This window comes from Enterococcus sp. DIV2467a (assembly GCF_050532945.1).
GTDB lineage: Bacteria > Bacillota > Bacilli > Lactobacillales > Enterococcaceae > Enterococcus > Enterococcus faecalis.
Map to the genome: position 1 here is coordinate 1,092,748 of NZ_CP172896.1, position 12,796 is coordinate 1,105,543.

At 38.0% G+C, this 12,796-nt stretch carries 5 protein-coding genes; 3 read left to right on the forward strand and 2 right to left on the reverse strand.

Annotated features, from left to right (window positions below; translation table 11 throughout):
• Positions 1-135 precede the first annotated feature (135 nt).
• Entirely contained in the window at positions 136-1,140 is a 1,005-nt protein-coding gene (trpS, locus tag IGL80_RS05150; protein WP_002356846.1) for a tryptophan--tRNA ligase, read from the forward strand.
• Positions 1,141-1,193: 53 nt separating this feature from the next.
• Here trpS and IGL80_RS05155 read toward each other — a convergent pair whose 3' ends face one another.
• Both IGL80_RS05155 and IGL80_RS05160 read right to left on the reverse strand, forming a co-directional pair.
• Entirely contained in the window at positions 1,194-2,972 is a 1,779-nt protein-coding gene (locus IGL80_RS05155; protein WP_002388273.1) for an ABC transporter ATP-binding protein, read from the reverse strand.
• Positions 2,973-3,024: 52 nt separating this feature from the next.
• Positions 3,025-4,752, reverse strand: coding sequence for an ABC transporter ATP-binding protein (locus tag IGL80_RS05160; protein WP_002359874.1), 1,728 nt, complete (start codon positions 4,750-4,752; stop codon positions 3,025-3,027).
• Between the two features lie 66 nt (positions 4,753-4,818).
• Between IGL80_RS05160 and IGL80_RS05165 the strand changes: the two genes are divergently transcribed.
• A complete protein-coding gene (locus IGL80_RS05165) occupies positions 4,819-5,634 on the forward strand; it encodes a MerR family transcriptional regulator (protein WP_002383586.1) in 816 nt (271 codons plus the stop codon).
• A gap of 473 nt (positions 5,635-6,107) precedes the next feature.
• Positions 6,108-12,626: an isopeptide-forming domain-containing fimbrial protein gene (locus IGL80_RS05170; RefSeq protein WP_430598545.1), complete on the forward strand. Its 6,519-nt coding sequence runs from the start codon at positions 6,108-6,110 to the stop codon at positions 12,624-12,626.
• Positions 12,627-12,796: the final 170 nt, after the last annotated feature.

The following is a 12,796-nucleotide window of genomic DNA, read 5'->3' on the forward strand; positions in this document are numbered from 1 at the left end:
AGAATTGCTGTAGCTTGCAATCTTTCTAGTCTCTTCGATTATCTAGAATAAATAAATATTCTATTGCCTACTATTCATTCTTTTTAAAACAAGGTAAAATAATAAATGAAAGTAAACGATAAAGGTGTGTAGACAATGAATACTATCTTAACAGGTGATCGTCCAACTGGTAAATTGCACCTAGGACATTACGTAGGTTCCTTAAAAAAACGAGTAGAAATGCAAGCAGACCCTACAAATCAATTATTTGTCATGATTGCAGATTTACAAGCATTGACAGATAATGCAAAAAATCCCGAAAAAGTTTCAGCCAATGTTTTAGAAGTTGCTTTGGACTATTTAGCAGTTGGTTTAGACCCTACGAAAACAACAATTTTTATCCAATCGCAAATTCCACAGTTAGCTGAATTAACAATGTACTATCTAAATTTAGTGACCACGTCACGTGTTCGTCGGAATCCAACGGTCAAAGCAGAAATTGAGCAAAAAAAATTTGGGGAAGGTGTTCCGACAGGATTCTTTATTTATCCCGTTTCACAAGCTGCTGATATTACTGCCTTTCAAGCGAACTTAGTCCCAGTTGGGGAAGACCAAAAACCAATGTTGGAACAAGCGCAAGAAATTGTGCATAGTTTTAATCAGACGTACGGTGAAGTTTTAGTTAGACCGGAAGCTGTGTTACCACCAAAAGGCATGGGACGCTTGCCAGGAATTGATGGCAACGGAAAAATGAGTAAGTCTTTAGGCAATGGTATCTATCTTTCAGATCCAGCTGAAGTGGTACAGAAAAAAGTAATGAGTATGTATACCGATCCAAATCATATTCGTATAGAGGACCCAGGACAAGTTGAAGGAAATATGGTCTTTACTTACTTGGATGTCTTTGGGAAAGAGAAAGAATATATTGAAGAATTAAAAGAGCACTATCGTCATGGCGGTTTAGGAGATGTGAAAATTAAACGTTACTTAATTGATGTCTTAGAAGAAGAACTCGCACCGATTCGTCGACGTCGTGAAGAGCTGGCTAAAAATCCAGAAGCGATTATGGAAATGTTGCATAAAGGAAGTCTTGCTGCTGAAAAAGTGGCAGCACAAACCTTAACAGAAGTCAAAAAAGCAATGGGAATTCAATATTTCTAAGCAATAAAAGAACTGGAACGAGTCAAAAGAAGAATGACTTGTTCCAGTTCTTTTTAAGTGGTTTGAAATTGACTATTATATAAGCTGGCGTAAAGAGTCGGAGCTTGTAATAGTTCCTGATGCGTTCCTTTTTCAATAATATCGCCATTTTTCATCACTAAAATTAAATCAGCATTTTCAATCGTGGATAATCGATGAGCGATAACGAAGCTTGTTCGATTTTCTGTGACAGTTTCCATCGCTTTTTGAATATGGGCTTCTGTTCGTGTGTCCACACTCGAAGTTGCTTCATCGAGAATAACAACGGGCGGATTTGCTAAAATGATTCGGGCGATGGTTAATAACTGTTGTTGCCCTTGTGATAATGCACCATTTTCGCTAGAAATAATTGTGTCATATCCTTGAGGAAGGGTCCGAATAAAATGATCACATTGAGCAATTTTAGCTGCTTCAATTATTTCTTCACGAGAAGCATCTTTTTTTCCATAGGCAATATTATCTGCTACGGTTCCTTCAAATAGCCAAGTGTTTTGTAAAACCATGCCAAATAAATTTCTTAGATTTTGTCGAGAAAGTTTCGTAATATCAATCCCATCAAAAGTAATGGCACCTTGATTTATTTCATAGAAACGCATTAATAAGTTGACTAATGTTGTTTTACCAGCGCCGGTGGGTCCTACAATGGCCACTGTTTTTTTCGGTTGAACAGAAAAATCAACATTCTTCATTAAAATTTTTTCTGGTGTGTAGCCAAATTGAACATTTTTAAATTCAATGGCTCCTTTAGGAGAAGAAATAGTTTCTAAATGAGTTGCTTCTGGCTGTTCATCAGCTTCATCTAAGATAACAAAAATCCGATCAATGGAAGCCATCGCTGCTTGAATTGAGTTAATGACATAAGAAGCGGTAGAAATCGGCTCAGAAATTTGGTTGATATATTGCAAATACGCTTGCAAGAAACCAATCGTAATACCACCAGATAAAACGAGCATTGCGCCTAAGATAGCACTAATAATAAAAGCCAACTGATTAATAAAACGAATAGCTGGATAAATCGCAAAATTTAGAAACTGTGCTTTTTTAAAGGCACGATAATGTTGTTGATTAACAGCAGCAATTGTTTTTTCAGCATTTTGCTGTTGATTAAAGGTCTTTGTGACCAAATTTCCTGCTAAATATTCTTCCATCTTATTATTTAATTGACCTAATTCAGCTTGACTTTGATCAGCAAACACCTTGTTTTTATTCGCGATTTTTGTCGTCATGAAAGTACTGCCGCCAATTAGCAGCAACACTAAAATGGTTAATTTTGCATCAATATAGAACAACATAATTCCTGCAAAAAGGATAGTCACGACGGAAGTGAAAAATTGGTTGATGCCTGTTAAAAGAACTTGTGACAATTGGTTTAAGCCAGTTGTTGAACGACTAATGATATCGCCCACTTGGTGATTGTCAAAGAAGGCCATTGGTAAAGTTTTAAACTTTTTTGTCACTTCTTTTCTAATTCTTAAAGTAACCCGTTCGCTTAAAGAAGCCATTGCTCGTTCCTGAATAAAAGAAGTGATACTACTAATGATTGAAAAGAGAATTAAAAGTAAGACGGGACCTAAGAGCGCTTCTTCAACTAAAGGAAGTGTCATACCTTTGAGCCCGACACGCTTGATAGCTTCTAAGAGGTTATCAATCCCGATTGCCATAATATAGGTCATGGCAACAATTAATAAGTTTCCAATTAAACTGCAGATCATTAGACCATAAAAGATTGGATGCTCAGGTTTAATCATTTTCCAGAAACGTTTAAAGCTTTGAAGATTCATTGTTTTTTTCATTGTATGGCTTGAAAAGAAAACTTTCTTTCAAGCAGTCACATCCTTTCTTTAATTACTTGGGTAAGATACCTTGCGATTTAGCAAAGTCTTGGTAATAGCTATTAGTGGTAAGTAAATCAGCGTGGGTGCCTTGACCAACAATCCTTCCTTCATCTAGGACGATAATATTGTCAGCGTTCATGATTGTACTTAACCGTTGAGCAACAATGAGTAAAGTTTTGTCCGACATTTGTGCATGTAAAGCGGCACGTAGAGCGGCGTCAGTTTTGTAATCTAATGCGGAAAAGCTATCATCGAAAATATAAACGTCTGCCGGTTTGATTAAGGCTCGTGCAATACACATTCTTTGTTTTTGACCACCAGAATAGTTGGACCCGCCTTGTGCTACGAAACTTTCAATCCCTTGTGGTAAGGAATCGATAAATTCAGAAGATTGTGAAATTTCTAGTGCCGTTCTTATTTCTTCTGTAGTTGCTTTGGCATTTCCCATTAATAAGTTTGATAAGATTGTCCCACTGAAAAGAAAGGCTTTTTGTGGCACATAACTGATGACTTGGCGAATCGTTTGCTGAGATAATGAGCGGATATCTGTGCCAGAATAGCTAATCGTGCCGGCTGTGACCTCATTTATTCGTAAAAGTAACTTAACTAAAGTACTTTTACCAGCGCCAGTTGCTCCAACAATCGCCGTTGTTTTTCCTTTAGGAATGACAAAACTAACATTTTCTAAAACAGGATCAGCTGTTTCTGTGTATTGAAACGTGACGTGATCGAAGCAAATCAAGGCTTTCTCAGGATGATAAGCAATGGTTGCCTCAGTATGAGGATCGCTAATTTCAATTTCTTCTGACAAAACTTCTTGCAAGCGATTCAAGGAAGCAACGGACCGTGGAATGACAACTAATACCATAGCCGCGATCATTAAGTAGGCCAAAGTTAGAAGCGTATATTCAATCACAGCTGTAACGGTGCCAATTTGTAGGGTGCCTACTGCAACTAAATTACCGCCAAACCACAAAATAGAGGCGTACACAACGCCCATTAATAAAAAGGCAACGGGAGTAATCCAAGCAAAGATTTGATTCACTTTACTCATGCGTTCAGCATAATTTTTAAATGTTTGATTGGTTCGCTGCTCTTCAAAGTCTTGATTATTGAACGCACGAATCATATTAATTCCAGTAAAGAACTCTCGTAAAGTCGTAGTAATTCGATCCATTTTTGGTTGAATTTTTAAAGATAAAGGGGTACCTTTTTTCATTAAAAAATAAACAACGACTAAGTAAAATACGATGGAAGCCAATGTTACCCAAGCGAGTGAAACTGAATAAGAAAATGTCATCACTAAGGCAAATAAACTAATAATAGGCGCTGGAAAGATTAATTGGCAAAATAGCACAATCATTGTTTGAACATTATCTACATCGTTGGTCATTCTAGTTAGCAAAGAATTTGAACCAAACTTATCAACATTTTTCATCGAGAATTGTTGAAATTTTTTAAAGAACAATCCTCTAACTTGAAAACCAAATTTAGCAGCTACTAAAGCAGACAAATAGCTAGAAATAATTGCGGCAATTGTTCCAATGAATGCCACAAGAAACATTTGTATGCCAATCGTTTTAATTACTTGTTGGTCACCGCTAACGATGCCCACATCAATCAACTTGCCAACTAATTTAGGGACGCCAAGGGTTCCTGCGATTTGCAAACAGATGGTTAAAGTTGTCGCAAGAACAATCCATTTATTTTCTTTAATAAACTCTTTCATTAATTTCATGAAATTTCCTCCTTAAACAATACCGTTTTAGCTGTTACAAAGAGTCATTGTACACGTTCAAGTAACTTGAATGTCAACAGTAGAAATGCTAAACTTTTTGATGGAGGGAACAGTATGGAAAAAAATTACACAATAAAAGATGTTTCTGAGTTGTTAAATATCCCTAAGTCCACGATTCGTTATTGGGACGAGCAAGGGTTGATTAGTACAACACGCAATGAAGAAAACGGATATCGAACCTTTGATTTAGAAGATTTGTTCAAAATATATGATATTGATTTTTATCGAAAAATGGGGATTCCTATCAAAGATATGTTGAATTTATATAAAAAGACTCCTACCGATCTCTATGCCACCATGGAAGCAACAGAAGAACAACTGGGGCAAGAAATAAAAAGGCTTCAACATAAATACAAAGAAATCAAGAAAAGAAAATTACATTTACATGCGTTAATTGATTTAGAAACATTGGTTTTTTCAGATGAACCAATTCCTTTTGATAAAATTGTTGTTGTTGATATTGAGGATCCAGAAGAGATGAAAGTTTACATGGAACACATTTCAACTTTAGGTATTTACGGGGATTTAAGTGAATCCAATGAACTGACGTATGGGATTTGTTTGGCAAATCATGTGAATAAAAAAAGTTTAGATAAAGTGATTTGGCTCAAAGAATCAAGTAGCCAATACAAAGGCTTTATTTTAAAAGTCAATACACAAGATACCCGTTTGAATAATATCGAAGAAGTAAAAAAGCGTTTAGCAAAACAAGGATTTGAAACAGGCATCGTTGTCGGGGAACATATCTTGACACAACTAGAAGAGGAAAATCAATATATTGAATATTATTATGGTTGGATTGAAATTTTAGGGGAAAAGTAAAACAATTAAAAAAAGGAACTAGCAATAGCAAATGTAGCTAAGCTAGTTTCTTTTTTTGGTAAATGTAATGAAAATTACATGAAAAAAGTTTTAGTTTTTAAAACAATTTAGAACGAATGTTATTAAAGGGAAAACAATAAAAAAATTACTCTTAAAGCTAGAACTTACCTATGTTTGTATTTTTTTAGGGAAAGTCAATATATTTGCTTCATATAAAACGTGTTATTTAATTCACGATTTTTTGTTGAAATATCGGGTTTTTTTCTTTTTTTAGCTAATATAATGTGTTACTTTTTGATTATAAGGAGAAACGGAAAATCGTACGTTAAAAAAAGTTGTTGTAGCTAAATAAAGAAAGAATTGAAGGTTGAAAAGTATTTTATGGAGGTGGATGTTGAGAAACAATTAGTAATTGTAAAAGTTGTTTGAAGATGATTTGTTTAAGTAAATGAAAAGAACGAAGGAGAATGTAAATGAATAAAGCAGTTAAAAATTTTGTGAGTTACCTTATGATTACCATGCTGTTTATTTTAAATTTGTTACCAATGATGAACGCGTTTGCTCAAGAAGTAACAAGTGATGCTGAGAAGACTGTTGAAAAAGACGGGCTCAAAGTAATAGGGAAAATAGAAGATATATCGTCTCAAGAAGATATTAAAACGGTCACTTACGAAGTAACAAATACACGAGATGTACCGATCAAAGATCTCATTTTAAAACAAAAAAATACCAATGATAGTCCAATCAAATTTGTTTTAGATACTTTAAGTGAAGAGCGAGGACCTACGTCTTTAGAAGAACAAGCAAAGGTTGAAACAAATGAGAAAGATCAAACAACCGATATTAAACTGCTTAACCTTCAACCAAATTCGACAAGAAAGATTACCATAAATGGGCAAATAACTACAAAAGCGTCGAGCAAGTTATTGGTCAGCGTACTAATAGAAGATAATGAAAAAGGAACACTAGTAATTGATTTACCTAGTAAAGATATGCTAGCAGATAAAGAGTCGGTTTCGAAAGAAAAACAGGAAACTTCAGAAACAAAAGTAGAAAATCAGGCAAGCGAAACAGCCTCTTCTACAAATGAAATGACCGCAACTACTAGTAACGAAACAAAGCCTGAAGCAGGAAAGGCGACAGAAAGTATTCAAGAGACAGTACTAACGCAGGCTACCGAAAGTCCTGGGCAACCTCCATTAAAGGCGCAACCTACTGGTCCGTTAGTGCCACCAACACCTGGCCGGGGGTTTAATACACCGATTTATCAAAGCGTTCATAGAGGAGAACTTTTTTCAACGGGAAATACCAACTTAAAAATTGCGAATGAAAATACGGCGGCTGCGCAAACATTTTTAAACACACGAGGAGCAAGTAGTGGTTATGCAATTAACAATTTTCCTTTAGAATTTGCAGATGTTGACAATGATCCAAATACGTATAACTCTAGTCGGGCTTATATTGATTTAAATGGTGCAAAAGAGATTGCTTGGGCGGGCTTATTTTGGAGTGCATCTAGATATAAAGGCCCTGCTTACGGAACAAATCTTTCTGATGAAGAAATTAGTGCACCAGTTCAATTTACAACACCAAATGGAACCGTACAGCGTGTTTCGCCCCAAAGGTACCATCGTATCGATCAAGATGCAACAAACCCAGGACAACGTTTCGGGTACAATAACACTGGATTTTCTAATTATGCAGATGTAACTTCAATTTTACAAGGGGATAAAAGTGCGACAGGGAGTTATACGTTGGCAGATATTCCTATGACAAGTAGTTTAAATGGTCAATATCAATATTATAACTTTAGTGGTTGGAGTTTGTTTGTTGTTACAAAGGATCAGGCAAGTAAGTCAAGAGCTTTTAGTATTTACTATGGAGCACGTGGTAATGCTGCTGGAACCAATAATGAATTTACTATGAGCAACTTTTTAACAGCAAAACAAGGAAATCTTGATCCAATTGTGACCTGGTTTACTGTTCAAGGAGATAAATACTGGACTGGAGACAACGCACAAATTAAAAATAGCGCAGGAACTTGGGTAAATATTTCGAACACGCTCAATCCAGTTAACAATGCTATGAACGCAACTGTGACAGATAACGATGAACATATGGTAGACAAGTATCCAGGGAAATTTGCGCCGGATCATCCTAATTTTTTAGATATTGATATCGATCGTATGGCAATTCCCGAAGGTGTTTTAAATGCTGGACAAAACCAAATTAATTTTAGAACAACAAGTAGTGGTGACGATTATTCTACGAATGCGATTGGTTTTGCTGTAAACGCAGAAACGCCTGAATTTGAAATTAAGAAAGAAATTGTGGAACCAAAAGAAACTTACAAAGTTGGTGAAACAATCACGTATCGTGTCTCACTAAAAAATACAAAAGCTGATTCTGAAGCGATAAATTCAGTCTCGAAGGATGCACTAGATGGTCGCTTAAATTATTTGCCAGGCTCTTTAAAAATTATTAGTGGACCAAATTCTGGTGAAAAAACGGATGCTTCAGGCGATGATCAAGCTGAATATGATGAAACCAATAAACAAATTATAGTCCGTGTCGGCAATGGTGCAACTGCTACACAAGGAGGTAGCTACAAAGCTGATACAGCTGAAACAATTTACGAATTTAAAGCGCGGATAAATGAACGAGCAAAAGCAAATGAATTAGTGCCTAATAGCGCAGCCGTTGAGGCAGTAGATATTTTAACATCTGCAAAAGTCAACGAAACTTCTAATATAGTAGAAGCGAAAATTGCGGACGAACAAGTAACTGGCAAATTAACCGCTACAAAAACCGTTAATAACTCTAAACCAAAACTAGGGGAAGCAATCGAGTACACAATTAGCTTCCGCAACACCATCGAAAATGGCGTCTTAAACAAAGTAGTTATCACAGACCAACTACTAAAAGGACTGACGTATGTTAAAGATAGCCTAACAAGTGTTGGGGATGAACCAAAACCGATCAGCTTGAAAGAAATCAACGGCACAATCACAGCGGAATACCTAAGTATCACCGATACGAAAGAGCGGAGTATTCGCTTCAAAGTGATCGTTAATGAAGAAGCGAAAGCGGGCGAAACAATTCTCAACAAAGCCAAAGTAGATGACACAGTTAATCCACCAGAAGAACCAGAGGTGCCGGTGGTACCAGAAGCGAAAGAAGGCAAACTAACCGCAACAAAAACCGTTAATAACGCTAAACCAAAACTAGGCGAAACTATCGAGTACACAATTAGCTTCCGCAATACCATCGAAAACGGCGTCCTAAACAAAGTAGTTATCACAGACCAACTACCAAAAGGACTGACGTATGTCAAAGATAGCCTAACAAGTGTCGGTGATGAGCCCCAGCCAATCAGTTTGAAAGAAACTAACGGCACAATCACAGCGGAATACCCAAGTATCACTGATACAAAAGAGCGGATTATTCGTTTCAAAGTGATCGTTAACGAAGAAGCCAAAGCGGGCGAAACAATTCTTAACAAAGCCAAAGTAGATGATACAGTTAATCCACCAGAAGAACCAGAGGTGCCTGTGGTACCAGAAACGAACGCAGGCAAACTAACCGCAACAAAAACCGTTAATAACGCTAAACCAAAACTAGGCGAAACTATCGAGTACACCATTAGCTTCCGCAACACTGTCGAAAATGGCGTCTTAAACAAAGTGGTTATCACAGACCAACTACCAAAAGGACTGACATATGTCAAAGATAGCCTAACAAGTGTCGGTGATGAACCAAAACCAACCAGCTTGAAAGAAATCAACGGCACAATCACAGCGGAATACCCAAGTATCACTGATACAAAAGAGCGGAGTATTCGCTTCAAAGTGATCGTTAATGAAGAAGCGAAAGCGGGCGAAACAATTCTTAACAAAGCCAAAGTAGATGACACAGTTAATCCACCAGAAGAACCAGAGGTGCCTGTGGTACCAGAAACGAACGCAGGCAAACTAACCGCAACAAAAACCGTTAATAACGCTAAACCAAAACTAGGCGAAACTATCGAGTACACCATTAGCTTCCGCAACACTGTCGAAAATGGCGTCTTAAACAAAGTGGTTATCACAGACCAACTACCAAAAGGACTGACATATGTCAAAGATAGCCTAACAAGTGTCGGTGATGCACCAAAACCAACCAGCTTGAAAGAAGCCAACGGCACAATCACAGCGGAATACCCAAGTCTCACCGATATGAAAGAACGGAGTATTCGTTTCAAAGTGATCGTTAACGAAGAAGCGAAAGCGGGCGAAACAATTCTCAACAAAGCCAAAGTAGATGACACAGTTAATCCGCCCGAAGAACCAGAGGTGCCCATTACACCCGAAGAACCAATCACACCTCGAGTAAAAGAAGGCAAACTAGCCGCTACCAAAACCGTTAATAACGCTAAACCAAAACTAGGGGAAGCAATCGAGTACACAATCAGTTTCCGCAACACCATCGAAAACGGCGTCTTAAACAAAGTGGTTATCACAGACCAACTACCAAAAGGACTGACATATGTCAAAGATAGCCTAACAAGTGTTGGTGATGAACCAAAACCAACCAGCTTGAAAGAAACCAACGGCATAATCACGGCGGAATACCCAAGTATCACTGATACAAAAGAGCGGATTATTCGTTTCAAAGTGATCGTTAACGAAGAAGCCAAAGCGGGCGAAACAATTCTTAACAAAGCCAAAGTAGATGACACAGTTAATCCACCAGAAGAACCAGAGGTGCCTGTGGTACCAGAAACGAACGCAGGCAAACTAACCGCAACAAAAACCGTTAATAACGCTAAACCAAAACTAGGCGAAACTATCGAGTACACCATTAGCTTCCGCAACACTGTCGAAAATGGCGTCTTAAACAAAGTGGTTATCACAGACCAACTACCAAAAGGACTGACATATGTCAAAGATAGCCTAACAAGTGTCGGTGATGAACCAAAACCAACCAGCTTGAAAGAAGCCAACGGCACAATCACAGCGGAATACCCAAGTCTCACCGATATGAAAGAACGGAGTATTCGTTTCAAAGTGATCGTTAACGAAGAAGCGAAAGCGGGCGAAACAATTCTCAACAAAGCCAAAGTAGATGACACAGTTAATCCGCCCGAAGAACCAGAGGTGCCCATTACACCCGAAGAACCAATCACACCTCGAGTAAAAGAAGGCAAACTAGCCGCTACCAAAACCGTTAATAACGCTAAACCAAAACTAGGGGAAGCAATCGAGTACACAATCAGTTTCCGCAACACCATCGAAAACGGCGTCCTAAACAAAGTAGTTATCACAGACCAACTACCAAAAGGACTGACGTATGTCAAAGATAGCCTAACAAGTGTCGGTGATGAACCAAAACCAACCAGCTTGAAAGAAATCAACGGCACAATCACAGCGGAATACCCAAGTATCACTGATACAAAAGAGCGGAGTATTCGCTTCAAAGTGATCGTTAATGAAGAAGCGAAAGCGGGCGAAACAATTCTTAACAAAGCCAAAGTAGATGACACAGTTAATCCACCAGAAGAACCAGAGGTGCCTGTGGTACCAGAAACGAACGCAGGCAAACTAACCGCAACAAAAACCGTTAATAACGCTAAACCAAAACTAGGCGAAACTATCGAGTACACCATTAGCTTCCGCAACACTGTCGAAAATGGCGTCTTAAACAAAGTGGTTATCACAGACCAACTACCAAAAGGACTGACATATGTCAAAGATAGCCTAACAAGTGTCGGTGATGAACCAAAACCAACCAGCTTGAAAGAAGCCAACGGCACAATCACAGCGGAATACCCAAGTCTCACCGATATGAAAGAACGGAGTATTCGTTTCAAAGTGATCGTTAACGAAGAAGCGAAAGCGGGCGAAACAATTCTCAACAAAGCCAAAGTAGATGACACAGTTAATCCGCCCGAAGAACCAGAGGTGCCCATTACACCCGAAGAACCAATCACACCTCGAGTAAAAGAAGGCAAACTAGCCGCTACCAAAACCGTTAATAACGCTAAACCAAAACTAGGGGAAGCAATCGAGTACACAATCAGTTTCCGCAACACCATCGAAAACGGCGTCCTAAACAAAGTAGTTATCACAGACCAACTACCAAAAGGACTGACGTATGTCAAAGATAGCCTAACAAGTGTCGGTGATGAACCAAAACCAACCAGCTTGAAAGAAATCAACGGCACAATCACAGCGGAATACCCAAGTATCACTGATACAAAAGAGCGGAGTATTCGCTTCAAAGTGATCGTTAATGAAGAAGCGAAAGCGGGCGAAACAATTCTCAACAAAGCCAAAGTAGATGACACAGTTAATCCGCCCGAAGAACCAGAGGTGCCGGTGGTACCAGAAGCGAAAGAAGGCAAATTAACAGCAACAAAAACCGTTAATAACGCCAAACCAAAACTAGGCGAAACTATCGAGTACACAATTAGCTTCCGCAACACCATCGAAAATGGTGTCCTAAACAAAGTAGTTATCACAGACCAACTACCAAAAGGACTGACGTATGTCAAAGATAGCCTAACAAGTGTCGGTGATGCACCAAAACCTACCAGCTTGAAAGAAGCCAACGGCACAATCACAGCGGAATACCCAAGTATCACTGATACAAAAGAGCGGAGTATTCGCTTCAAAGTGATCGTTAACGAAGAAGCGAAAGCGGGCGAAACAATTCTCAACAAAGCCAAAGTAGATGACACAGTTAATCCACCCGAAGAACCAGAGGTGCCCATTACGCCTGAAGAACCAGCGAAAAATAAAAAGGAAACAAAAAAAGTTGTTACAGACCAGAACAAACCTACAAAAAATAGTAAAAATGAAATTGCCATAAACAAGAAAGAAACGTCTAAATCATCCTATTTACCAAAAACAGGAGAAAAAGTCCAAAAAATATTTGCGTATCTGGGTGTAGGACTGATCTTAATTGTATTAATTCTCTATGTTATAAAGAGAAACAAAGAAAAAGAGGAGTAAACAAAATCGATTGTTTTAGAACGACTAATTAGCTGAAAATTTAAGAGTTGACGACATAAGTCAAAATGACCTATGTCGTCAACTCTTTTTGATTTATAACAAGAAATCCAACATATTGTGTGTGCATAAAGGCAAATAGAAAAATAGTAGTGAAATAGCTAGTAATAATA

What these genes read in the sequence shown, in the direction of transcription:
- trpS (WP_002356846.1), top strand. Translation starts at nt 136, where the DNA reads ATGAATACTATCTTAACAGGTGATCGTCCAACTGGTAAATTGCACCTA.
- IGL80_RS05155 (WP_002388273.1), bottom strand. Translation starts at nt 2,972, where the DNA reads ATGAAAAAAACAATGAATCTTCAAAGCTTTAAACGTTTCTGGAAAATG.
- IGL80_RS05160 (WP_002359874.1), bottom strand. Translation starts at nt 4,752, where the DNA reads ATGAAATTAATGAAAGAGTTTATTAAAGAAAATAAATGGATTGTTCTT.
- IGL80_RS05170 (WP_430598545.1), top strand. Translation starts at nt 6,108, where the DNA reads ATGAATAAAGCAGTTAAAAATTTTGTGAGTTACCTTATGATTACCATG.